The sequence below is a fragment of the Acidobacteriota bacterium genome, assembly GCA_026393755.1.
GTDB lineage: Bacteria > Acidobacteriota > Vicinamibacteria > Vicinamibacterales > JAKQTR01 > JBAXOX01.
On sequence record JAPKZO010000021.1, the window covers coordinates 19,220 to 43,163 of the forward strand.

At 65.4% G+C, this 23,944-nt stretch carries 22 protein-coding genes; 9 read left to right on the forward strand and 13 right to left on the reverse strand.

The genetic code is table 11. The features are described from left to right. Window positions 1-41: 41 nt before the first annotated feature. The 5 genes from gmk to NTV05_07930 all read right to left on the reverse strand — a co-directional run bounded on the left by gmk (window position 42) and on the right by NTV05_07930 (window position 5,704). Window positions 42-692 (reverse strand): guanylate kinase, encoded by a 651-nt coding sequence (gmk, locus tag NTV05_07910; protein ID MCX6544326.1) that lies wholly within the window; start codon window positions 690-692, stop codon window positions 42-44. Continuing rightward, window positions 682-1,575 (reverse strand): YicC family protein, encoded by an 894-nt coding sequence (locus NTV05_07915; GenBank protein MCX6544327.1) that lies wholly within the window; start codon window positions 1,573-1,575, stop codon window positions 682-684. Before NTV05_07915 ends, gmk begins: the two co-directional genes overlap by 11 nt. After that, window positions 1,572-3,341 (reverse strand): ABC transporter ATP-binding protein, encoded by a 1,770-nt coding sequence (locus tag NTV05_07920; protein ID MCX6544328.1) that lies wholly within the window; start codon window positions 3,339-3,341, stop codon window positions 1,572-1,574. Before NTV05_07920 ends, NTV05_07915 begins: the two co-directional genes overlap by 4 nt. Before the next feature lie 67 nt (window positions 3,342-3,408). Continuing rightward, window positions 3,409-4,440, reverse strand: coding sequence for a UDP-glucose 4-epimerase GalE (gene galE, locus NTV05_07925; GenBank protein ID MCX6544329.1), 1,032 nt, complete (start codon window positions 4,438-4,440; stop codon window positions 3,409-3,411). Next, entirely contained in the window at window positions 4,409-5,704 is a 1,296-nt protein-coding gene (locus tag NTV05_07930; GenBank protein ID MCX6544330.1) for a UDP-glucose/GDP-mannose dehydrogenase family protein, read from the reverse strand. Before NTV05_07930 ends, galE begins: the two co-directional genes overlap by 32 nt. Before the next feature lie 185 nt (window positions 5,705-5,889). Between NTV05_07930 and NTV05_07935 the strand changes: the two genes are divergently transcribed. The 7 genes from NTV05_07935 to NTV05_07965 are packed head-to-tail and all read left to right on the forward strand — an operon-like array spanning window position 5,890 to window position 13,768. After that, window positions 5,890-7,059 (forward strand): glycosyltransferase family 1 protein, encoded by a 1,170-nt coding sequence (locus NTV05_07935; protein MCX6544331.1) that lies wholly within the window; start codon window positions 5,890-5,892, stop codon window positions 7,057-7,059. Continuing rightward, entirely contained in the window at window positions 7,059-8,282 is a 1,224-nt protein-coding gene (locus NTV05_07940) for a glycosyltransferase family 1 protein (protein ID MCX6544332.1), read from the forward strand. Before NTV05_07935 ends, NTV05_07940 begins: the two co-directional genes overlap by 1 nt. Before the next feature lie 5 nt (window positions 8,283-8,287). Beyond that, window positions 8,288-9,115 carry a glycosyltransferase family 2 protein gene (locus NTV05_07945; GenBank protein MCX6544333.1) on the forward strand — a complete coding sequence of 276 codons (828 nt, stop codon included), beginning with the start codon at window positions 8,288-8,290 and terminating at the stop codon, window positions 9,113-9,115. Window positions 9,116-9,149: 34 nt separating this feature from the next. Continuing rightward, on the forward strand, window positions 9,150-10,259 hold the full coding sequence (locus NTV05_07950) for a glycosyltransferase family 1 protein (GenBank protein MCX6544334.1): 1,110 nt from the start codon (window positions 9,150-9,152) through the stop codon (window positions 10,257-10,259). Between the two features lie 13 nt (window positions 10,260-10,272). Continuing rightward, a complete protein-coding gene (locus NTV05_07955; protein ID MCX6544335.1) occupies window positions 10,273-11,373 on the forward strand; it encodes a glycosyltransferase in 1,101 nt (366 codons plus the stop codon). Further along, window positions 11,367-12,815: an undecaprenyl-phosphate glucose phosphotransferase gene (locus NTV05_07960; GenBank protein MCX6544336.1), complete on the forward strand. Its 1,449-nt coding sequence runs from the start codon at window positions 11,367-11,369 to the stop codon at window positions 12,813-12,815. The genes NTV05_07955 and NTV05_07960 overlap by 7 nt, the downstream gene beginning before the upstream one ends. A 5-nt stretch (window positions 12,816-12,820) precedes the next feature. Continuing rightward, window positions 12,821-13,768: an SDR family oxidoreductase gene (locus NTV05_07965; GenBank protein ID MCX6544337.1), complete on the forward strand. Its 948-nt coding sequence runs from the start codon at window positions 12,821-12,823 to the stop codon at window positions 13,766-13,768. Between the two features lie 80 nt (window positions 13,769-13,848). On the opposite strand, the gene NTV05_07970 is transcribed toward NTV05_07965, so the two are convergent. The 6 genes from NTV05_07970 to NTV05_07995 are packed head-to-tail and all read right to left on the reverse strand — an operon-like array spanning window position 13,849 to window position 20,219. Next, a complete protein-coding gene (locus NTV05_07970; GenBank protein MCX6544338.1) occupies window positions 13,849-14,436 on the reverse strand; it encodes a CDP-alcohol phosphatidyltransferase family protein in 588 nt (195 codons plus the stop codon). Next, window positions 14,433-15,806, reverse strand: coding sequence for a tetratricopeptide repeat protein (locus NTV05_07975; GenBank protein MCX6544339.1), 1,374 nt, complete (start codon window positions 15,804-15,806; stop codon window positions 14,433-14,435). The genes NTV05_07970 and NTV05_07975 overlap by 4 nt, the downstream gene beginning before the upstream one ends. Beyond that, window positions 15,803-17,107, reverse strand: coding sequence for a GTPase HflX (gene hflX / locus NTV05_07980; protein ID MCX6544340.1), 1,305 nt, complete (start codon window positions 17,105-17,107; stop codon window positions 15,803-15,805). The genes NTV05_07975 and hflX overlap by 4 nt, the downstream gene beginning before the upstream one ends. Before the next feature lie 9 nt (window positions 17,108-17,116). Further along, window positions 17,117-17,746 (reverse strand): L-threonylcarbamoyladenylate synthase, encoded by a 630-nt coding sequence (locus NTV05_07985; protein MCX6544341.1) that lies wholly within the window; start codon window positions 17,744-17,746, stop codon window positions 17,117-17,119. Between the two features lie 15 nt (window positions 17,747-17,761). Continuing rightward, window positions 17,762-19,030 (reverse strand): MFS transporter, encoded by a 1,269-nt coding sequence (locus NTV05_07990; protein MCX6544342.1) that lies wholly within the window; start codon window positions 19,028-19,030, stop codon window positions 17,762-17,764. Continuing rightward, window positions 19,008-20,219: an acyl-CoA dehydrogenase family protein gene (locus NTV05_07995; protein MCX6544343.1), complete on the reverse strand. Its 1,212-nt coding sequence runs from the start codon at window positions 20,217-20,219 to the stop codon at window positions 19,008-19,010. Before NTV05_07995 ends, NTV05_07990 begins: the two co-directional genes overlap by 23 nt. Before the next feature lie 97 nt (window positions 20,220-20,316). Here NTV05_07995 and NTV05_08000 point away from each other — a divergent pair, with 97 nt between their 5' ends. Further along, on the forward strand, window positions 20,317-21,501 hold the full coding sequence (locus tag NTV05_08000) for an aminotransferase class V-fold PLP-dependent enzyme (GenBank protein ID MCX6544344.1): 1,185 nt from the start codon (window positions 20,317-20,319) through the stop codon (window positions 21,499-21,501). Window positions 21,502-21,509: 8 nt separating this feature from the next. Further along, window positions 21,510-22,577: a tRNA 2-thiouridine(34) synthase MnmA gene (mnmA, locus tag NTV05_08005; GenBank protein MCX6544345.1), complete on the forward strand. Its 1,068-nt coding sequence runs from the start codon at window positions 21,510-21,512 to the stop codon at window positions 22,575-22,577. Between the two features lie 54 nt (window positions 22,578-22,631). On the opposite strand, the gene trxB is transcribed toward mnmA, so the two are convergent. Both trxB and trxA read right to left on the reverse strand, forming a co-directional pair. Further along, on the reverse strand, window positions 22,632-23,555 hold the full coding sequence (trxB, locus tag NTV05_08010; GenBank protein MCX6544346.1) for a thioredoxin-disulfide reductase: 924 nt from the start codon (window positions 23,553-23,555) through the stop codon (window positions 22,632-22,634). Between the two features lie 10 nt (window positions 23,556-23,565). After that, window positions 23,566-23,901: a thioredoxin gene (gene trxA, locus NTV05_08015; GenBank protein ID MCX6544347.1), complete on the reverse strand. Its 336-nt coding sequence runs from the start codon at window positions 23,899-23,901 to the stop codon at window positions 23,566-23,568. Window positions 23,902-23,944 lie beyond the last annotated feature (43 nt).

Genomic DNA, 23,944 nt, shown 5'->3' on the forward strand with positions numbered 1-23,944 from the left:
TCCATCCCCACACGGGCACGGCATGCCGTGCCCCTACGAGTTCATTCTTCCTTCTTCGGTCCCGGCACACTGAATGTCGCCGCAATGCGTTCGGCCATCGGCGTCGCGGCCGCCAGCCTCAGGCGCGCGGCCGTGACGATGGCGCGAAGCTCCTCGACGGCCTCGCCGACCTCGTCATTGACGACCACAAAGTCGTACTCGCGGAACGCTCTGATTTCTTCCCGGGCCACGTCGAGGCGGCGCTGAATCTGGGCCTCGCTGTCGGTGCACCGGCCCCGCAGCCGCGATTCGAGCACCTCGAGCGACGGAGGCATGACGAACACCGTCACGGCAGGAACACCCCGGCGGCGAATCTTGCGGGCGCCCTGCACGTCAATCACCAGAATCAGATCGTCCCCCTGCGACTGGATGCGCTCGGTGTCGACTTGAGAGGTGCCGTACAGATCGCCATAAATCTCGGCCCATTCGAGGAATTGATCGCCCGCGATCATCGCTTCGAAGCGTTGTCGGGACACGAAGTGATAGTCCACGCCATCGGTCTCGCCCACCCGCGCCCGGCGGCTGGTGTAGGAACGCGATTCGTGAAGACGCGGCATCGACCCGACCAGCGTTTCCACGATGGTCGTCTTCCCGGTGCCGGACGGCGCCGACACGACAAACAGCTGCCCTCGACCTGCCGGACTACTCAACATTCTGCACCTGTTCCCGCATCTTCTCGAGTTCCGCCTTGATCGCGATAATCCGCTCCGAAATCCCTTCCCCATCGGCTTTCGAACCGGTCGTATTGACTTCGCGATTCATCTCCTGCAACAGGAAGTCCAGCTTGCGGCCGCACGGCTCCGGACCATCCGAAAGCGAGGTCCACTGCGTCACGTGCGCGCGGAAACGCACCAACTCCTCGCTGATGTCGGAGCGCGAGACGAAGCGCACGATCTCCTGAGCGATGGCGCCACGGTCGACCGCGAGTTCCGCCGTCAATTCGGCGATCCGCGCACCCAGCCGGTCGCTCAAGGTGTGCTCTCCGGCCTGCGCCAGCTCTGCCACGCGTTGCATCTGGGCCGCAACCGACGTTCTGCGCGCGTCCAGGTCCTGTTGGAGCAGCGCCCCTTCGCGACTGCGCATCACGTCCAGTTCCTGCAGCGCCTGCTCGACCGCGCCGAGGATGCCGGCCTCGATCGCGGCCGCTGCAGCGGCGTCCAGTTCTGCCGCCTGTTCGCGAACCGTCAACGCCTGGGGAAATCGCATGATGTCGCCGGGCTGCAGCGCCCCTTCGATCAGTCCGACGGCCCTGGCTCGCGTCATTGCCGCCGCCAGCGCGATTGCGAACGCCTCGTTCAGCTCGATCTCGAGCTTCGGCGGCTGTCTGAGCTGGATCGAGATCGCGACTTCGACGCGCCCCCGTGCCACGCGCTGCTGGACCACGCCACGAATCCTGGATTCGATCGCACTCAAGGACTGAGGCAGCCGCAGCTGCACATCCAGGTACCGGTGATTCACGCTCCGCACGGTCACGCCGATGCTCGCGCCCGGTTCCTCTCGTGTGACGCTCGCGAAGCCGGTCATGCTCTTCATCATCGTTCCGATTCTCCACGTTCCCGCGGACCGTTCTTCCGGCGCGAGCCGCCAAACTGCGATTCGTACAATCCAGCGTACACCCCATCGGGCTGCGCCATCAGATCGTCGTGCCGGCCGACCTCCACGACCCGACCGCGCTCGAGGACCACAATCAGGTCGGCCCGTTGCACCGTCGACAGCCGATGCGCGATGACAAACGACGTCCGGTTGCGCATCAGGTTGACCAGCGCATCCTGCACGAGTGCCTCGGATTCGGAATCGAGCGACGAGGTGGCCTCGTCCAGAATCAGGATCGGCGAGTTCTTCAGGATCGCCCTCGCAATCGCCAGCCGCTGCCGCTGGCCGCCCGACAGTCGCTGGCCGCGTTCGCCGATCCTGGTCTGGTATCCCGCGGGCATCGCCGAGATGAATTCATGGGCGTGCGCCGCGCGGGCGGCGGCCTCGATTTCGTCCGGACGCGCCCCGGGCCGGCCGTAGGCGACGTTGTTGGCGACCGTATCGTCGAAGAGCACCGTCTCCTGCGTCACCATGCCAATCTGCTCCCGCAAGGAAGCCAGGCCAATCCTCCGAATGTCCACCTCGTCAATCAGGATCGCGCCATCCGATGGATCGTAGAATCGGGGCAGCAGGTTGACCAGGCTGGTCTTGCCGGCACCGCTCCGGCCAACCACCGCCACGGTCTGACCCACACGCACGGTGAACGAGACGCCTCCGAGCGCTGTCCGGCCCCGCCCGTCCTCATACTCGAACGTCACGTCGCGAAACTCGATTCCGTGGCCGATGGGCGCGACCGGCGGCGCACCCGGTTCATCGGGCACCTCGGTATGCGTATCCATCAACTCGAAGATCCGCTGGGATGCGGCGATCGCCTGCTGCACGTTGGCGTTGACGCGACTCAGCTTCTTGAGGGGGCCGTACATCGCCAGCAACGCCACGACACACGTAAAGAACTGGCCCTCCGTCATCCGATGGGCCGCGATTTCCCTGGCGCCGTACCACAGCGCCGCCGCCATCGCCACGCCGCCAAGCAGCTCCATGACAGGAGGCATCATCGACATCGCGGCGGTCACACTCATGTTCGCCCGGTACAGCGCCCGCGTGGCCATGCCGAACCGGGATCCCTCGCGGTCCTCGGCGCCGAACGCCTTGACGATCCGCAGCCCGGTGAACGCCTCGGTCGCCACGTGTGTCATCGACTCCAGATGTTCCTGGCTGCGCCTCGTCGTCTTGCGCAGCGCCTGGCCCAGCCGGACAAGGGGATACACGACCAGTGGCGCGCCCGTCAGGCACACCAGCGTCAGGCCGACGTCGTTGTAGAACAGCACGCCCGCAAACCCGATCACGGCAAGCGACTCCCGCAGCAGGTCGGCCATCGTCTCCGACACGACCTGCTGAACCTGGCCGACGTCGTTGGTCAGCCGCGACAGAAGCTGACCGGTGCTCCGCGACTTGAAGAAGGCGGTCGACTGTCCGAGGGTGTGCCGAAACAGGCCATCGCGGATGTCGCGAACCACGTGTTGCCCGACATCGGCCATCAAGTAGGCGGAGAAGTACGAGCCGAGGCCCTTCAAGAAGTAGGAAAGCAGAATCGACCAGGCCACCGTGCTGACGGCTTCCTGACGAATCAGGACCTTGTCGACGATCGGTTTGATGAGGATGATCAGCCAGGTTGACGCGCCGCCATAAAGGAGCATCGCGAGCACGGCCACGGCGAACCGGCCCCGATACGGGCGTCCATACCTGAGCAGTCGCAGCAGCGAGTTCACTGGCGGGACCGGTGGCGCTGGCGGCCCGGAAGCCGCGGAACGCTTCTGATTCCGGGATCCTCCGGCATCAGCGCACCGCCTCCTCCTGATACCCGTGCGGATGAGTCAGTCGCCACGCCCAGGCGCTCTCCACGATCGCGTCGAGCCCGACGAAGGCCGGCCGCCACCCCAACTCCGTTCGAATGCGATCGCTGGAGGCGAACAACACAGCCGGATCGCCCGGGCGTCGAGCCGCACGCTCGGCGGGCACCGGCCTGCCACTCGCCCGCTCGACGGAGCTGATCACATCCTGCACCGAGAACGGCGTGCCGATGCCCAGGTTGTAGATCCGGGTGCCGCCGTTGTGCTCGAGATGCTCCAGCGCCAGCAGATGCGCACGCGAGAGATCACACACGTGAACGTAGTCCCTGAGACACGTCCCGTCGGGCGTCTGGTAGTCAGCGCCGAATACCTGAAGCGCCGATCCTCCCAACGCGGCCTCCACGGCCCGGGGAATCAGGTGTGTCTCGGGCTGGTGGTCCTCTCCCAGGTCGCCCTCCGGATCGGCGCCCGCCGCGTTGAAGTACCGCAGCGAGACGCTCCGAATGCCGTAGGCGCGCTCGAAGTGAACCAGCGCCCGCTCCACCGCGAGCTTGGTCTCGCCGTACGCGTTGATGGGGTGCGTCGGGTGGTTCTCGGTGATCGGCGTTTCGATCGGATCTCCAAAGACCGCTGCGGTCGACGAAAACACCAGTCGCGTGACCGATTCCTCGACCATCGCCTCGAGCAACGCCAGCGCCCCGCCCACATTATTCAGGTAATAGCTGATCGGGTTTCGAACCGATTCGCCGACCAGAGACGACGCCGCAAAATGCATCACCGCCGACACGCCGTACTGCCGAATCGTCTCGCGCACGCGAGGCACGTCGTGGACGTCGGCGACGACCATGTCGCCCCACCGGACGGCCGCGCGATGCCCGGTCGACAGATTGTCGATGACGACGACCCGCCGGCCGGCGGCGGCGAGCGCCTTGGCGGCGTGGCTGCCGATGTAGCCAGCTCCGCCGGTGACAAGAACGGCTCCGGTCTTAGCGGCCGATGCTGAAGTACTGGAAGCCATGTGTCCGCATCACCTCGCGCGCATAAATGTTGCGGCCATCGAAGATGATCGGCGTCTTCATCGCCTTGCGCATCTTCCCGAAGTCCGGTTCACGGAACTCGTTCCATTCGGTCACCAGCGCGAGGGCGTCAGCGGCCTCCAGCGCCTTGTAACTGGTCGGCGCCAGAACGATCCTGGCGCCGAACAACTGTTTCGCCACCGGCATCGCTTCGGGGTCGAACGCCTGGACCCTGGCGCCAGCCGCCAGCAACCGCTCGATCAGGACGACCGCCGGAGCCTCGCGCATGTCGTCGGTGCGGGGCTTGAACGACAACCCCCAGACGGCAATCGTCCTGCCCTTCAGCGACCCGAAATGCCTTTCCATTTTGGAGGCCAGTACTGACTTCTGCGAGTGATTGACCTCATCGACGGCCTTCACAATGCGGAAGTCGTACCCCTTGTCGGCCGTAAACTTGATGATGGCTTTGACGTCCTTTGGAAAACAGCTGCCGCCGTACCCCGTGCCTGGAAACAGGAACGACGGGCCAATCCGGCGGTCGGACCCGACCGCGCGCCTGACCTGGTCAACGTCTGCGCCAAACAACTCGCAGATATTCGCGATCTCGTTCATGAACGAGACCTTCGTCGCCAGCAGCGCATTTGCGGCGTACTTGCAGAGTTCCGCGCTCGCGCAATCCATCACCAGGATGGGCGCGCCGGTCCGTGTAAACGGGCTGTACAGGTTCCGCATCAACTCGGCGGCCTTCTCATCCTCGGCGCCGACGACGACGCGATCGGGCTTCAAGAAATCGTCAACCGCCGCGCCCTGTTTGAGGAACTCGGGGTTGCTGACCACGCTGAACGGATAGGTGGTCTCGCGCCGGACGATCTCCCGCACGCGGCTCGCCGTACCGACCGGAACCGTGCTCTTGTCGACGATCACCTTGTAGCCGTTCATGGCCTTGGCGATGTCGCGGGCGACTCCGAGCACGTGCTGCAGATCGGCCGAACCGTCTTCACCCTGCGGCGTACCGACGGCGATAAAGATGACCGACGCCGCGCGCACCGCTCTGGGCAACTGGGTCGTAAACGTCAGCCGCTTGTCGGCCACGTTTCGCTTGACGACTTCCTCGAGCCCAGGTTCGAAGATCGGCATCTTCCCCTTCCGAAGCAGCCGGATCTTCGCCTCGTCTTTGTCCACGCACACGACGTCATTCCCGGTTTCCGCAAAACACGCCCCGGCAACCAGTCCAACGTAGCCCGTACCGATGACCGCTAGCTTCATGCGTACGTCCTTGACCGCCGGCGCCGGAATGATGGGGCTGCCGGAATGAATGAAACGTCTGAAAGTACTATAGGCCCTCCAAGCTGTCAAGGCATTGTAAATCAATAGGTTGCAGCCGATTTACTCGCCAGCCGGCGCGGACATCTCCGTGTCGGGCGACAATCGGGATACCATACACAACGGCAATGTTGCGGCTCTTTCTTGACTACCGACCGGCGTTGACGGCACCCACCGGGGTCGGCGCGTGGATCCACGAGCTGATCCGGGCGCTCCTCGCGCTCAAAGCGGCCGGAGAGCCGGTTGCCAAAGGCCTCGAAATCACTGTCTTTTCGAGTTCGCTGCGCGATCGGCTGGCCGGATCGGCCATCGGGGAACTGGCGGGCGTAAGGCCGGTTGATTGGCGCCTGCCCGTCCGCGCGCTCAACCTGGCGTGGTATCGGCTGGGCTGGCCGCCAGTGGAATCGCTGGCGAAGGGCCCCTTTGACGTCGTTCATTCGTCCACGCCGGTGCTGCTGCCCTCACGGTCGGGTCTCCGGGTATCGACCATCCACGATCTTGATTTCCTTCATCAACCCGGCCGCACCTGGGGCGAAATGCGGCGGGATTTTCCGCGGCTGGCTGGCGATCACTCCCGCAGAGCCGATCTGGTTGTGACCGTCTCAAACCACACCGCCCGCGGCATCAGTCGAGAACTCGGTGTGTCCGACGGCAATATCGCTATCTGCAGGCACGGTGTCCCCTACTGGGTCACGTCTCTGGCCACCCCGCCGGAGCCGCGATCCGGGGGCTACATCCTCTTTGTCGGCACGCTCGAACCGAGAAAGAACGTGGGCGGCCTGCTCGACGCCTACCAACGGCTGCTGTCGCGCTGGCCGGACGCTCCTCGGCTGGTCCTGGCCGGACGCGAAACGCCCGCGGCCCGGGCGTGGATCGAACGCGCCACGGGGCCTGTCTTCAAAGGGAAGGTCGACGTACGCGGGTACATCGCTGACCGCGACCGCGTCTCCACGTACCTTGGGGCTGCCGTCCTCGTGTTGCCGTCGTTTGACGAAGGATTCGGCCTGCCGGCCCTCGAGGCGATGGCCCTTGGCATCCCGGTGATCGCATCCAATCGCGGGGCGCTCCCGGAAGTGGTCGGTGACGCCGGCCTCCTGACTGAGCCAGAGGATGCCGATGGCATCGCTGAGGCGCTTCGTCGCCTCCTCACCGAGCCCGGACTCCACCGTGCCTGTCGAGAAGCGGGTCTGATGAGGGCGCGCACATTCAGCTGGAGCGACTCGGCGAGGGCACTCCTGCAGCACTATCTGACGGCCCTGGCTCGGCAACCGCGGACCGAAGGTCAGGGGGCCCGGTGATGCGGATTGGGATCGACAGCCGCGAGTTGCTGGGACGGCCGACCGGCGTTGGCCGGTACCTCCTGCACCTGCTTGCCGAATGGGCCGCGCTCGCCCGCGATGGCGGGTTTCCCCACCAGATTGTGCTGTACGCGCCGGCGGAGTGCCCGCCAGACGCCGCGGCCGCAATCGCTCCTCTGGCACCGGAGTGCCGGATTGTCCGCGGTTCGGCTGGCACGTGGTGGGAACAGGTCCAGCTCCCTCCGCCTGCGGCACGGGACCGCCTCGACGTCTTGTTTGCGCCGGCGTACACGGCGCCGCTCAGGATGGCATGCCCGGTCGTTCAGACCATCCACGACCTGTCATTTCTCGCGCACCCGGAGTGGTTTTCGCGCCGCGAACGGTTGCGGCGATCCTGGGTCACACGCGCCTCAGCCCGGCGCGCACGAACCGTGCTGACGGTGTCGCGCTTCTCCGCGAGCGAGATCCGCGACCGTCTGGGGATTCCTGACGACCGGATTCGCGTCATCCCTCACGGTCTCACGACTCCCGGCGGGGGAATAATCACTCCCGGAGTGATTAGCTCGGCCGTAATCACTCCGGGAGTAATTAGCCGGGGGGGAATCACTCCGGGAGTAATTAGTCCGGGAGTAATCACTCCGGGAGTGATTGTTCCATCCGGCTGGCCGACATTCGGCGAACGCCCGCCGGTCGTTCTGTACGTGGGGTCGATATTCAATCGACGTCACGTGCCCGATCTGATCACCGCCTTTGCGGCAGTCGCCGCGACTGTCCCGGGTGCGCGCCTCGAAATCGTCGGCGAGAACCGCACGTATCCGCCTCAAGATCTCGCTGGCCTTTGCCGGACGCTGGGCATCGCGGATCGCGTCAACATCCGGGCGTACGTCGGAGACGCCGAACTGGCGGGATTGTACCGTTCGGCCCGCGTGTTTGCGTTTCTCTCGGAATACGAAGGGTTCGGGCTGACGCCGCTCGAAGCGCTCAGCTGCGGGATCCCCGTTGTCGTGCTCGACACCCCCGCGGCGCGGGAGACGTGCGGGCCCGCCGCCTCCTACGTCGGCGCCGGTGATACGCGAGCGGTGACGGCACAGTTGAGGACACTTCTGACTGACGCCTACGCTCACCAGGAGGCACTTCGGCCGGCGGCCGGCGTGCTGAGCCGGTACAGCTGGCCCGATGCCGCTCGCAAGACGCTCGAAGCGCTCGAAGGAGCCGCGCGCTGATCGCCATGCCAGACCTCACGATCATCATCGTGTCGTTCAATACGCGGCCGGAGCTGGAAGACTGCCTCGCCTCGCTGGTCGAGCATCGGGCGAGGGTCGACCACGAGATCGTCGTGGTTGACAACGCGTCAAGCGACGGCACCGCGGCGGCGCTACGCGCCCGCTGGCCCGCCGTCCGGCTGATTGAACCGGGTCGGAACGTCGGCTTCGCGGCCGCCAACAACCTCGGGATCCGCGCCTCGGCCGGCGAGTTCGTGCTCTTGCTCAACAGCGACACCGTCGTGCGCGCTGGCGCGATTGACACGCTGGTCGATCAGATGCGCCGCTCGCCAGAGGTGGCCGCGGCCGGGCCGCGGATCGTGGATGCCGGCGGCAAGGCCGAACTCTCGTTTGGCCGCCAGATTGCGCCGCTGACCGAGGCGCGCCAGAAACTGCTGACGCGGCTGCACGAGGGGGGCATCAGGTGGGCGAATCGCCGCGTTGAGCGGTTGACGCGATCGCGGCGGTTTCCCGATTGGGTGAGCGGCGCCTGTCTCCTGGTGCGCCGATGCGACGCCATTGCGGCAGGCCTGCTGGACGAGCGCTACTTTCTCTACGCCGAGGACGTCGATTTGTGCGCCGCCTTGCGCGCGCTCGGCAAACGGATTCTGTTCGTCCCCGAAGCGGAGATCGTTCATCTCCGGGGCCGGGCGCGGGCCTCGAGACCGGTCGCGTCAGAGCAGGCGTATCGCAACGCGCATCTGGCGTTCTACGCGAAGCACCATCCGCGGTGGTTTCCGTGGCTCGCCCTCTACCTGCGCATCCGCGGCAAACTTCCCCGTGAAGGGGCATGATGGTATCGTGACAGACGGGATTGAGGCCTGACACGTGCGCATCGCCATAGACGCCCGGAAGTTGCACGACTTCGGGATTGGCACCTACATTCGCAATCTGCTGAAGCACCTCGCGTCGTCTGACCACGACTCCGAGTACGTCATCGTGTGCCGTCCGGCAGACGCGGAGTACATCAGGCAGATGGCGCCGAACTTTGCGGCCGTCGCGGAGAAGGCCAAGCCGTATTCCATCCGGGAGCAGATCGCCCTGCCGCTGCGGCTCGTGTCGGCGCGCGTCGATTTGTTCCACGCCCCTCACTACGTGCTGCCTCCGCTGGTGCCGTGCCGGTCGATTGTGACGATCCACGACTGTATCCACCTGATGTTCCCGCAGTACTTGCCCAATCGACTGGCGTACTTCTACGCGCGAGCCAGTCTCGCGGCGGCGGCGACGCGGGCTGCACGGATCCTGACGGTCTCCGAGACCTCGAAGTCGGACATCCTCCGGTATTGCAACGTTCCCGCCGACCGCATCATCGTCATTCCCAACGCGATCGATGATCGGCTCGCGACGCCGCCCCTGGAGGAGGACATCCAGCGGGTCCGTGAGCGGTATCAACTGGACGGCCCCTTCGCGCTCTACGTGGGCAACATCAAGCCCCACAAGAACCTCGAACGGCTGATCGAGGCGTTTCACCTGGTGCGCCGCGAGGGATTCGAGGGATTGAAGCTGCTCATCATCGGGAATCAGATCTCCAGGTTCCCCGGCCTCCGTCGCGCGGTCGACCGGTACAAGCTCCACAAGCACGTCCGCTTTCTGGGGTTCGTCGGTGACGACACCCTGGCGGCGTTGTACAGGCTGGCGACCGTGTTCGTGTTTCCGTCGTTATATGAGGGCTTCGGGTTGCCTCCTCTGGAGGCGATGGCGAGTGGCACGCCCGTGGTCACCTCGAACGTATCCTCGCTGCCAGAGGTGGTTGGCGATGCCGCGATCCTGGTCGATCCGTACAGCGCGAAGGCGATTGCCGACGGTATCCAGCGCGTCCTCGTCGATCCAGAGTTGAGAGCGACACTCAGCCGGCGTGGGCTCGAGCGGGCCCGGACGTTCTCGTGGGAGGCGTCGGTCCGGCGTACGCTGGACGTCTACAGGGATGTGGCCGGATGAGCCCGGAACGGTCATGAGGATCGCACTCGTTCACGACTGGCTCACCGGCATGCGCGGCGGCGAGAAGGTACTCGAGGTGCTCTGTGACGTGTACCCTGCCGCCGACGTCTTCACGCTGCTGCACGTGCCGGGCTCGGTATCCCCGCGCATCGAACGCCATCGCATCCGGACCTCGCTGGTGCAGCGCGTGCCCGGCGCGAAGCGCATCTATCGGCAGCTGCTTCCGCTGTTTCCCTTCGCCATCGAACAGTTCTCGTTCGACCGGTACGACCTGATCGTCAGCATCAGTCATTGCGCGGCAAAATCGATTCTGCCCGGAATCAGGGCACGCCATCTCTGCTATTGCCTGACTCCCATGCGGTACGCGTGGGACCAGTTCGGGGCGTATTTCGGCCCGGATCGCGTCGGCCGGCTCGGGTCTGGCGTGCTCAGGCCGGTGATGGCCCGGCTCGCCAGGTGGGATGCGGCCACGGCGAACCGCGCTCATCAGATCGTCGCCATTTCGCGATATGTCGCTGATCGGGTGCGTGGATACTATAATCGACAGGCTTCGGTCGTGTATCCGCCCGTCGACACGGAATATTTTCGCCCCGACGGGAGCGCACCGGGAAACTCGGCGCTGGTGGTCTCGGCCCTGGTGCCGTACAAGCGAGTTGATCTGGCGATTGCCGCGTGCGCGCACGCCGGGATTCCTCTTCGCATTGTGGGAACAGGCCCGGAACTCGATCGTCTGCGAAGGATGGCTGGACCGACCGTGTCGTTTCCTGGATGGCTGAGTGACGGCCAGATCCGCGACGAGTACCTCCGAGCGGGCGTGGTGCTGTTGCCGGGCATCGAAGACTTCGGCATCGTGCCGCTCGAAGCGCAGGCGTGCGGCAGGCCGGTGGTCGCGCTCAATCGGGGCGGAGCGACCGAAACGGTCGTCGACGGCGTCACTGGCACGCTGGTGGGCGAGAGCGGCGCCGAGGCGTTCGGCCATGCGATCGGGAGGACGATTGACGCCCGGCTGGACGCCGGGGCGATTCGCCTCCATGCCGAGCGGTTCGGCCGCGCGCGCTTCGAAGTCGAGATGCGCGCGGCGGTAGACAGGGTCCTGACATCGTCTTTATGGTGAAGAGATACAAGCGAACCCTCGCCGCCTTCTACGTCGTCACCGACGCGATGCTGGGCGTCGCGGCGTTTATCGGAGCCTACCTGGTTCGGTTCGACAGCCAGCTGTTTCAGGTCACCAAGGGCTATCCTCCCTTCTGGCAGTACGCCGCCGTTCTGCCGTTTGTGGGCCTGCTGGTTCCCGTCGCGTTCTACTTTCAGGGCCTCTACAGCATCCGCCGCAACCGTTCGCGGGTGGACGATTTTTTTGCGGTCTTCATCGGCACGATCGTGGCGGTCGTGCTCGGCGTGCTCACCACGCTGTATGTCGGCGCGTACTACACGCCGGTCGAGTTGAAGGAACGCGGCGCACTCGAGGTATCCCAGCTGGTCTGGGGTCTGTTCCTGCTCTTCAACATCACGCTCACGTTCGCCTCGCGCGAGGTGGTCAGGCGGACGCTCGAGCGTCGCTGGCGCGTGGGCATCGGTCTCAAGCGGATCCTGATCGTGGGGGCGGGCGCGCTCGGCAAACTGGTGGCCGACAAGATCATCCAGCACCACGAACTTGGATATCAGATCGTGGGGTTTCTCGACAACAGGGCGGAGCGCGATCACCTGGGTTACCGCGGTCTGCCGCTGCTCGGCACGATCGCCGAGGCGTCGGATATCTGCGCCAGGGAACGTGTCGATCACATCTACGTCGCACTCCCGCTGGAGGAGCATCGACTGATGATGCAGGTCATCGAAGCGGCCGCCAAGGATCTAATCGATGTCAAGATCGTGCCCGACCTGCTGCAGTTCATCGCCCTCCGGGCGCGGATCGAAGATCTCGACGGCGTGCCCATCATCAACCTCAACGAGGTTCCCCTGCAGGGGCTGAACGCCCTGGTGAAGCGTGCGGTCGATCTGATCGTGGCCCTGATCTCGCTGATCGTCCTGGCGATACCGCTGGCCATCGTGATGGCGATCGTCCGGCTCACCTCGCCCGGTCCCGTGCTGTACCGCCAGGAGCGGATGAGCCTCGACGGATCGTCATTCGCGGTGTACAAGTTCCGCTCGATGTACCGTGGAGCCGAGGAGGACACCGGGCCTGTCTGGGCTCGCGACGAGGACCCCCGCTGCACGCCCGTCGGACGGATTCTCCGCCGCTTCGACATCGATGAGCTGCCTCAACTCTTCAACGTCCTGCGAGGCGAGATGTCGCTGGTCGGGCCGCGCCCGGAACGCCCCTATTTCGTCGAACAGTTCAAGCACCGGTATCCGCAGTACATGCTGCGCCACAAGGTCAAGTCGGGCATCACCGGGTGGGCACAGGTCAACGGGTGGCGGGGCAACACCTCGCTCGAGAAACGGATTGAATTCGATCTGTATTACATCGAGAACTGGTCGCTCAGTCTCGACGTGAAAATCCTGTGGCTCACCCTCGTCCGGGGGCTGGGGCTGTTTCACGGCACCACAGCCGAGTAGGCACTATGTCACAAGCGCGCGTGGTCATTACCGGAGCTGCCGGGTTCATCGGATCGCACTTGTCGGAGACGTTGCTCGATCGAGGCTACAGCGTCGTTGGCATCGACAATCTGCTGACCGGTGACATGGCGAATCTGACGCACCTGCAGGGCAGGGACTTCCTGTTCATCAAGCACGACGTCACCAACTACATCTACGTCGATGGGCCCGTGGACTTCGTCCTGCACTGGGCCAGCCCCGCCAGCCCGATCGACTATCTCGAGCTGCCCATTCAGACGCTGAAGGTCGGAGCGCTCGGCACGCACAAGGCGCTTGGGCTCGCCAAGGCGAAGGGCGCCCGCTTCGTCATTGCGTCGACGTCAGAGGTGTACGGCGATCCGCTGGAGCATCCCCAGAAGGAGACGTACTGGGGCAACGTGAATCCGATTGGCCCGCGGGGGGTGTACGACGAGGCTAAGCGGTTTGCCGAGGCGATGACGGTTGCGTACCACCGATACCACGGCGTCGACGCGAAGATCGTGCGCATCTTCAACACCTACGGGCCGCGCATGCGGGTCAAGGACGGCCGCGCCGTGCCCAACTTCATTTCGCAGGCGCTTCGGGGCGAGGATGTGACGGTGTTTGGAGACGGCCAGCAGACGCGCAGCCTCTGTTATGTGACCGACCTGGTCGATGGCGTCATCAAGCTGATGCACTCCTCCACCAACGAACCGGTCAACATCGGCAACCCGCGCGAATTGACGATCGAACAGATCGCCAGGACCATCATCGGCATGATCGGCTCATCGAGCCGACTCGTCTACAAACCGCTGCCGACCGATGACCCGAAGGTCAGGCGGCCGGACATCTCGCGGGCGCGATCCATTCTCGGATGGGAACCAACCGTGCCGCTCGAGACCGGCCTCGAGCAGACGATTGCCTACTTCAGGACGAAGTGCTTCGGCTCGCGATGACGGCCGGCGCTCGTCGAGAGGCGGTCACCGGAAGGGCTCGCTCAGCACGCGGTCCCGAGTGAATCACGCTGTTGCCGCACCTATGAATCGAGCGACGGCGGCGGCGGCGGCTCGTTGAGCATCCGGCGCACGTGGACCACGTAGTGCGCCCCTGAGACCAGCGTCAACACCAGGCTCGCGTAGATCCCGATCTCCACCAGCACCGACGTCTGCTTGAGATAGTTGAACAGCATCACCACGATACTGGTGAAAATGTAGGTGGCCGTCGCGATCTTGCCGTACATGGACGGCTTGAACGTCCGGGGCCCGAGTGCCAGGCTGATGACCGCCACCGTGAACACAATGACCACATCGCGGCTGATTACAAGCACCGTCAGCCACAGCGGCAGCCGGTTGGTGAGGCCAATCCCGGGCAGGGACAGCACAATGAACGTCGTCAGAAGCAGAAGCTTGTCCGCCATCGGATCGAGCCACGCGCCGACGGCGGTCCGCTGGTTGGTCACCCGCGCGACAAGGCCATCGAGTGCATCGGTGATGCCGGCGACGACAAATACGGCCAGCGCCCAGCCCAGGTGGCCATACAGCGTGAGAAGGGCAAACGCGGGCACGAGCGCCAGCCTGAGCAGCGTCAACTGGTTGGCCAGGTTCAGGGGACCAAGCGATCTCACCGCGCGCCTCCCACCATGCCCGTCCTGGGTTTCTTCGCGAGACGCTCCAGACGATCGACCACCGCGATTGCCTCGGCGCCGCTCACGCCGCGCCAGGGCCTGAACATCCCGCCGTCCATCAGTTCCATGATGCCAGAAGATACGGCCACCGCCACATCAGAGTAGCTCAGGTGATCGACCGGAACATCGACGATGGCCGGCTGAACGAAAGGCTTGTTCCCTCCCGGTGCGATCATCGCCACCACCCTGGCGACCACCTGGGCCAAGTCGGCGCGCCGCACCGCCGCCGAAGGCTGGAACGTGTGGTTGGCGTAGACCTCCATCAGGTTGGCCCGCGTCACCGCCATGATCCACGTTGACGCCCAATGGCCGCCGACGTCGGTCGCCACGACGGTCGGACCGCGTCTGCCTGACGCCGCCAGCAGCTCCTGCAGGCGGAGGCCGATGAGCGCCGCGAGGTGGCCGCGCGTGATCTGCGGCAGTTGCGCGATCGTCCGGTACTCGGCTGGGACGCGCGTGGTCGACGCCCGATCCCGAATTCGCTCGATCGTCCGCCGCGTCGCGTCGCTGCCGTCAATCGCCACGGCGCTCTGGTAGGCGTCAATCGCGCCTTCGAGATCGCCATGCTTCTCCAATGCGTCCCCAAGGGCCGTGAGAGCACCGGCGTCGGTCCCGTCGAGCGCCACCGATTTGCGGAGATGCGCAATTGCGTCTTCCAGCGCATTGAGTCTTGCTTCGACGCTGCCGAGATCCCGATAGAGTACGGCGCTCTCGGGCGACACCTGGACCGCGTCCACATAGGCCCGGCGGGCCTCTTCCAGCCGGCCGTCGTCGGCCGCCCGTCTGGCCGCAGCCACGCGTTGCTGGACTCTGGCGAACTTGATCACCTCGATCCGTCGCCCCACATCCGAGAGTTTGGGATCGATTGTCAGCGCCGATTCGAAGCTGGCCAGCGCGAGTTCGCGTTGCCCGCCGGCGAGGTAGGCCTCGGCCCGGCCGGCATACGCGGGCGCATAACCAGGGGCCACGCGGACGGCGTGGTCGAACCACGCGATGGCGTCCTTGATTTTCTGCTGCGCCAGCAGCACGTATCCGAGTCCGACTTCCGCAGGCACGTAGCCGGGTGCGCCCCTGACCAGCGCGCTGTACTCATTGCTGGCGCCGGCGAGATCGCCGCTCTGGAGCAGCGTCCACGCAGACCGATGCTGGGCCGCCAGCCGCAGGTCTCCGTCCCTCTCTGGCGGCTGAGGGAAGACGTAATCTACGTACACTGGCGCTGACGGCGTCACCGGCGGCGTGATCGACGAGGCGCACGCGATTGAGGCGGCAACCCACACGAGGCTGACCACGCCCAGCCATCGCGCGTTCACGCCGCGCCCTCGGTATCGGTTGAAATCTCGGTCACTGTGCTTGGCGGGAAGAGCGCGAGACCGCGTCGCGGCACGTCCGCATCGATGACGATCCGCACGCCGCGCGTCTCATGTCGAACCACGCGCGCGTGGCGATACAGCCATGCGACCCTTCGGCGTCCCGCCTCGCTTCGAGCGTCAAGGCTGACGCGAACACGACGCGTGTCGAGTTCCAGCATGGCCATCACCCGTTCGAGCAGCGCGTCACGTCCCTGTCCCATGCTGGCCGACATGACCACCGGGCTATTTAACGCGGACGCGGCCCGTTCGATCTCGGGATCGGTCAGCAGGTCGGCCTTGTTCAGCACGTCCACACGGGGCAGACCAGCGGCGCCAATCTCTTCGAGCACCGCCTCCACGGCGGCCATGCGTTCGCCGCACCCGGGCGCCGCCGCGTCGATGACGTGAATCAGGAGGTCGGCCTCGCGCGCCTCTTCGAGGCTGGCCCGGAAGGCCGCCACCAGCGTGTGTGGCAGCCGATCGATGAAGCCCACCGTGTCCGACACGAGCAACTCCCGGTTGTCGCCAAGCTTCACCTGCCGCACGAGCGGATCGAGCGTGACGAACAGCGCGTCCGACGTCTCTGCCGCGCCTCCGGTCAGCAGATTGAACAGCGTGGTCTTGCCGGCGTTCGTGTAACCGACCAGCGCCACGATCGGGACGTCGGACTTGTGCCGCCGGTCGCGCAATCGCGCACGCCTCTGTCGAACACCTTCGATGCTGTCGGCGATCGCGGTAATTCGCTGTCGGATGCGCCGGCGGTCTGTTTCGAGCTTGGTCTCGCCAGGCCCCCTCGTGCCGATGCCGCCGCCGAGCCGTGACAGCTCGGTACCCGATCCGACCAGCCGCGGCAGCAGGTACCGCAACTGCGCCAGTTCGACCTGCTGCTGGCCTTCGCGCGTCCTGGCGCGCAGCGCGAAGATGTCCAGAATCAGTTGCGTCCGATCGATCACGCGCCGGCCGATGGCTGACTCGATCTGCCGCAGTTGCGTGGGAGTCAGCTCGTTGTCAAACACCACGACCGAGACGTCCTGTTCGTCGCACGCAAGCGCCAGCATGTGGAGCTTGCCCTTGCCCACGAACGTCGACGCGTCTGGCCGCGACCGCTCCTGCAGCGAGCGCAGCACCACCAGTCCGCCGGCCGCGGTGACCAGCCCCGCCAGTTCGTCGAACGAACGTTCGTCGTCGATCCGCCGCTGGTTTCCGGCAACCAGTCCGACCAAAGCCGCTCTGTCGCGAACCCGCCGCGTGTCATGCTGCATGATGTCAGGCTACTCGAGGCATTCTAGCACCTGCTTCCAGGGAGTCGCGCCCGGACGCACCAGACGCGGCGCACCGCCGGTCACGTCGACAATAGTCGATACCTGCCCGCCCGGTGTCCTGCCTCCGTCAAGCAGCATCGCGAGGGAAGCTGCCAGTGACCTTGCGATGTCATCGGCGTCGACGGGCGGCGCCGCACCCGAAGGATTAGCGCTTGTGGACGTGAGGGGATGCCCGAAGGCGGCACAAAGCGATCGCGCGGCGATGTGACCGGGAACTCGCACGGCGACGGTCCCGAGACCGCCGAGGATCGCGGTCGAGAGGTCCTGCCATGCGGGAACCACAAGCGTGAGAGGACCGGGCCAGAACCGCGCGGCCAGATCGCGAGCGAGTGACGGAAGTCCACCGGTCACGGCGACCAGTTGATCGAGGCTTCCGGCGATCAGCGGAATCGGCACGGTGACGGGCCGGCCCTTCGCGCGAAACAAGGCGTCAACGGCGTCGTCATTGCGAGGATCGACGGCGAGGCCGTAGAACGTCTCGGTCGGATATCCGATCATGCCGCCCGCGCGTAACACAGCCACCGCGCGCGCAAGCACCTCTGCGTCGGGACCCGCCTCGCCAATCTTCACGCGCTCCATCAGATATTCGACTCCTTAGAGGTCCCGCGTCTCCATGGGCGCATCCACGGAGCCGCACTGGTCACGTGAGCGTTCGACCGGCATCTTCCACGCCACCATCGCGGCAAGCGCGACCAGCATCGCGAGGTCCAGCACAAACACGGTCAGCAGTGTACCGCGGCTCAACAACCCGCAGACCGCCGGGCTGATGGCCAGTCCCGCCAGCGCGCTGCCGGTCAGCAGACCGAACCCGGTTCCGTGGGCGCCTTCGGGCACCTGCCGGCCTGCCACGGTGTAGGCCGTCGTCATGCCGACGCCAATGCCCGCGCCAAACAGCACCAGCGCGAGGGCAAGCCCGAGCGTCCCGCCAAGCAACAGGAATACTCCCAGCGCCAGTCCCGCCAGCAAGAGCGACACCGCGATGACGCCGCGTGAGGACCATCGCCTCAGCATGGCCGAGCAGGCTTGATTGCCCGCGGCCGCGCCAATCGCCGCTGCCGAAAACAGGATGCCCGACACCAGCGCCACTGACCCTGCCTGGAAGCCCAGGCGTTCAACGTACAGCGGAAGGATCGGACCGAAACTGCGGTCGACGAACGTGATCCCGAAAATCGCCGTCATCATCAGCAGAAAGCCCGGCTTGCCGAGAATGGTCCGAGCGATCGCGTTGCCGCCATCGGTCTGCTCCGCCGCGGCTGGATGGCGCGGGGGATCGTCGTACAACAGCAGCACCAGCACGAAGGCGATCGCGTAGAAACCGGCCGTCACGAAGAAGGCGTGACGGATTCCGACCATTCCTGCCAGCACGCCGCCGATGACCGGACCGAGGGCCGGGCCCAGGCGCTGCGAGGTTTGGACCAGGCCAATCGCGCTCGCCATGCGCTCGCGTGGCGCCGACTCCGCGGCCATCGCAAGCGTCAGGCCTCCGTAGCCGGCGAACAGTCCCTGTAGCGCGCGCAGCGCAAAGATATGCCAGGGACGCTGGGCAAACGCCGTGGCCGCCATGATGACGATGAAGCTGACGAGCGATCGCTCGACCATCAGCTTTCGGCCGAAGCGATCGGCGACGCGGCCCCACCACGGCGAGAGAACGGCCGTCACGGCAGGCGTGACCCCAAGACTCAGGCCGGCCCACATCGCGATCTCGGCCTCGTCGCGCGCGCCGAGTTGATGAATGTAGAGCGGGAGCAGGGGCATCACGAGGGTAAAGCCCGTGAAGCCCATGAAGCTGGCGGCGGTGACCGCCAGCTGGTTTCGACGCCACGACACCGGAGCCGCGGCGTCAGGCCCCGTGTGCACCGCCATAGGGAGGCAGTTCGCAGCGTGTTGGCCGATCGCTCCGATACCCGAGCACGTAATCGGCCTGCATCACCTGGTGAATCTCGCGCGTGCCTTCGTAGATCACCGCGCCCTTGCAGTTGCGATAGAAGCGGCCCACCGGGTAGTCGTCAGAGTACCCGTTCGCCCCGTGAATCTGCACCGCGTTGCCCGCCGCGCGTTCCGAACCGACGGTGGAGAACCACTTTGCCAGACCGGTCTCCTTCGTGTTCCGCTGCCCCTGGTTCTTGAGCCACCCCGCCCGGAGCCACAGCAACCGGGACGCCTGATAGTCGGATTCCATCAGCGCAATCATCTGCTTGACGAGCTGATGCTGGCCGATCTCGGTCCCGAACGCCTTTCGCTCCTTCGCATACTTGATGCTCGCATCGCGACAGGCGCGAATCAGGCCCGTCGCACCGGCGGCCACGGTGAAGCGGCCCTGATCGAGCGCGAACATCGCAATCTTGAACCCCTCGCCGGGCCGTCCCAGCAGGTTCGCCTCGGGCACCTCCACTTCATCCATCTTGAAGTGGCCCGTATTGCCGGCCAGGATGCCCCACTTCTCCTTGATCGTCCCGCTCGAGAAGCCCTTGAAGCCGCGCTCGACGATGAAGGCGGAAATCCCGGAAGTGTCGCGCGCCTTCTTCTTCTCGAGGTCGCTCCACGCAAATACGAGGAAGTTGTCGGCCACATCCGCCAGCGAGATCCACATCTTCTCGCCCGTCAGGAAATACCGGTCGCCCTTCTTGATGGCCACGGTCTGAATGCCGCGCACGTCACTTCCGGCCGCCGGCTCAGTCAGCGCGTAGGTGGCAATCTTCTTGCCCTGCGCCTGTGGCACCAGGTACCGCTGCTTCTGGTCCTCGTTGCCCCACGTGAGCAGACTGAGGCAGTTCAGTCCCGCGTGCACCGACATGATCACGCGCAGCGACGTGTCGACGTACTCGAGTTCCTCGCTGGCGATGCCCAGACTGATGTAGTCCATGCCCGCGCCGCCGTATTCGGCGGGCACCGAGATGCCCAGCAGCCCGAGGGCGGCCATCTGGGGAAACACGTTCGGATCGAAACGGTGTTCCCGGTCCAGATCCTTGATCCGCGGCGCGACTTCACGACCGGCCCATTCCCGGACGGACTGCTCGACGAGGCGATGTTCATCGGTAAGAAGAAAGTCCATAAGGCTGTCAGACTAACACACCCTCCGCGGCCTGACCACTGCGGCCTCCTGGCCGTAATCATTAGCGGGCGTCCCGGCCGGATGGTATCGTTGAACTATCGTGCGCATCTATCTGGATCACAACGCCACGACCCCGGTTGATGCCGAGGTCGTTGATGCGATGTCGGTGGCTCTGCGAGACCACTTCGGCAATCCGTCAAGCATCCACGCATTCGGCCAGCAGGCGAAGACGGCGCTCGACGAGGCTCGCGATCGCGTGGCGGCGCTCGTCGGGGCGTCCCCCTCGGACATCGTCTTCACCGGCGGCGGGACGGAGGGCGATAATCTCGCACTGCGCGGGCTGTCTGGCGTGCCGGCCCTGGCGTCCAGGCGGCACATCGTCATCAGCGCGATTGAACACGAAGCCGTTCGGAACACCGCCCACGCGATGGCCAAGCTCGGTTGGCGGGTTGCCGAGGTTCCCGTTGGCCGGCTCGGTGTCGTCGAACCCGACGACCTGCGGCGCGCCATCCAGCCGGATACGGCCATCGTCGCGGTGATGCACGCCAACAACGAAATCGGCACGATTCAGCCCGTCGCGGCGCTCGCGCGGATTGCCCATGACGCCGGCGCGCTCTTCCATGCCGATGCCGTCCAGTCGGCTGGCAGGATTCCCGTCGATGTCGTGGCGCTCGGCGTGGACATGCTGGCCATTTCGGCACACAAGTTCGGCGGTCCCAAAGGCGTGGGCGCCATGTGGCTTCGGCGCGGACTCGGCCTGACCTCGATTCTGACCGGGGGGCGGCAGGAACGAGGACGCCGTGCAGGCACCGAGAACGTTCCTGGGCTGGTCGGCCTCGGTGTGGCAGCCCGATCGGCGAGTCGGGATCTGGTCTCCGCCAACGGCCGCATCGCGGCGATGCGAGACCGTCTCGAGAGCGGCATCCTCGAAGGGATTCCTGGCGCAACCGTCAACGGTGATCGCGAACGGCGTCTGCCCAATACCACCAACATCAGCTTTGACGCCGTCGAAGGCGAGTCGCTGGTGATCGCGCTCGACCTCGAGGGCATCGCCGTGTCCACCGGATCGGCGTGCTCGTCCGGCACGCTCGAACCTTCTCACGTGCTGCGCGCTCTTGGCCTGCCGGCTTCGCGGGTTCAGAGCGCCATTCGATTCAGCCTCGGCCGATCGACCACCGAGGACGAGATCGAACGGACGCTCGATATCCTGCCTCGCGTCGTCGCCCGGATCCGGGGACGCGGCGGGCAGCGATTGCGTCCGCGAGACGACGGGCGAATGTGAGCGGGCAGATGCGAGTTGTGGTGGCGATGTCGGGCGGCGTGGATTCTTCGGTGGCGGCTGCCCTGCTGGTCGACGCGGGCCACGACGTGGTCGGCGTGTCGATGCAACTCTACGATCAGGAGCAGGGCGACGCCCGGTTTGGCACCTGCTGCACGATTGACGACCTTCACGACGCGCGCCGCGTGGCAGCCGTCCTCGGCATCCCTCACTACATCCTCAATCTCGAACGCGAGTTCGATGATGTGGTGATCGGGGATTTTGTCCGCGAATACGCTGCCGGCCGCACGCCGATTCCGTGTGCCCATTGCAACAACGAGTTGAAGTTCACCGCCCTGGTCGAAAAGGCGTCCGGATTTGGCGCCGAGATGGTCGCCACCGGACACTACGCGCGCGTCACCACCACAGAGGGCGGCCTGTGCCACTTGTGGCGCGGTCTCGACGACACCAAGGACCAGGCGTACTTCCTGTTCGGCCTCACCCAGGCGCAGTTGCGAAGCGCCCTGTTTCCCGTCGGCGAGATGCGCAAGATCGATGTGCGGGCGGTCGCGAGAATGCGGGGCCTTCCGGTCTCCGACAAGCCCGATAGCCAGGAGATCTGTTTTGTGCCCGACGATAACTACGCGGCGGTCGTCGAGCGGCGGCTTCACGGCGACCTCTCTGGTGCCATCGTCGATCTGGCCGGGGCGGTTGTCGGCCGACACGAGGGTGTGCATCGGTTCACGGTCGGGCAGCGGAAGGGGCTGGGCGTGGCCTTGGGCGAACCGGCTTATGTCGTGAGGCTTGACGCCGGGCGAAAGCTGGTCGTCGTCGGACCCCGGTCCGCGCTCGAGCGCGACTTGCTCACCGCGTCGCGCGTCAACTGGATTGCCGGCGAAACGCCGCGCGGTTCCATTCGCGTGACCGCGCAGATCCGTCACCGTCACGCACCCGCCGAGGCCACCATCACGCCAATCGGCAACGACCGGGTCAACGTGACATTCGACAGTGCGCAGTCCGCCATTACGCCTGGCCAAGCGGTCGTCTTCTTCGATCGGGACGAAGTGCTCGGGGGCGGCTGGATCGACTCCGGCGGCTAATCACTCCCGGAGTGATTAGTTGTCGCGCTTCCGACCTAGTCAATCCGGGAGTGATTATCCCTGGCTCTCGAGGAAGCGTTCGGCGTCGATGGCCGCCATACAGCCTGAACCGGCGGCGGTGACGGCCTGACGGTACTTGTGGTCCTGGACGTCGCCGCACGCGAACACGCCAGGCACGCTGGTCCTCGTGCCGTCGCGCGTGATGATGTAACCGTTCTCGTCCAACTCGATGGCGCCTGAAAACAGCGACGTGTTGGGCGTGTGGCCGATGGCCACAAACACGCCGTCGAGGGGAATCTCGCGAACCGCGCCCGTTCCGACGTCGCGCAGCACGATGCCCGTGACCTCTCCCTTGGCGGTGTCCTTGATGTCCTCCACCACCGAGTCCCATGCGAATTCGATCTTGGGATTCGCCTGGGCCTTGTCCTGCATGACCTTCGTCGCCCGCAGGCTGTGGCGCCGGTGCACGAGCGTGACTTTCGACGCGAACTTCGTCAGGAAGATCGCCTCTTCAAGGGCCGTGTCTCCCCCGCCCACGACCGCGATGGGCCTGCCGCGATAAAAGAAGCCGTCGCAGGTCGCGCATGTCGAGACACCGTGGCCCATCAGCGCCCGCTCGGCAGGCAGCCCCAGGAGTTTGGCCGAGGCGCCCGTGGCGATGATGATCGCGTTGGCCCTGTGCACGACCCCGTCGGCTGTGACGGCGAATGGCCGCGTCGACACGTCCACCGCCGTGACGTCGCTCTGGACGACGTCGGCGCCAAATCGCTCGGCCTGGGCCCTCATCTCCGCCATCAGGGCCGGCCCCATGATGCCGTTGCGGAATCCCGGGAAGTTCTCCACTTCCGTGGTCGTCATCAACTGGCCGCCCGCGAGCAGTCCTTCGATGATCAGGGGCTTCAGGTTGGCACGCGCGGTGTACACACCAGCCGTCAGACCCGCCGGTCCCGAACCAATGATGATGACGTCTCGAGTCATGTCCATCGTCCTACCCCGCGATGTGCGGCGTGATCATCTTCTTGAGCTCGTCCTTGGGCACCAGGCCGATCGATTGATCGACCGCCTGACCGCCCTTGAAGAGCACGAGCATCGGAATCGACCGCACGCCGAACCGGCTCGGGATCATGGGGTTCTCGTCGACGTTCATCTTGCCCACGATGAGCTTGCCGTCGAACTCTGCAGCCAGTGCGTCCACGCTTGGCCCGAGCCGAAGGCACGGCTGGCACCACTCCGCCCAGAAATCAACCAATACCGGCACCGTCGCCGTCTTGATGATTGCATCGAACGTGTCGTCGGTAATCGTCTGCACCTTGTCTGACGCCATTGCTCGCCTCACTGTCTGTCTTTGTTGTAATCGGACCCGAGCG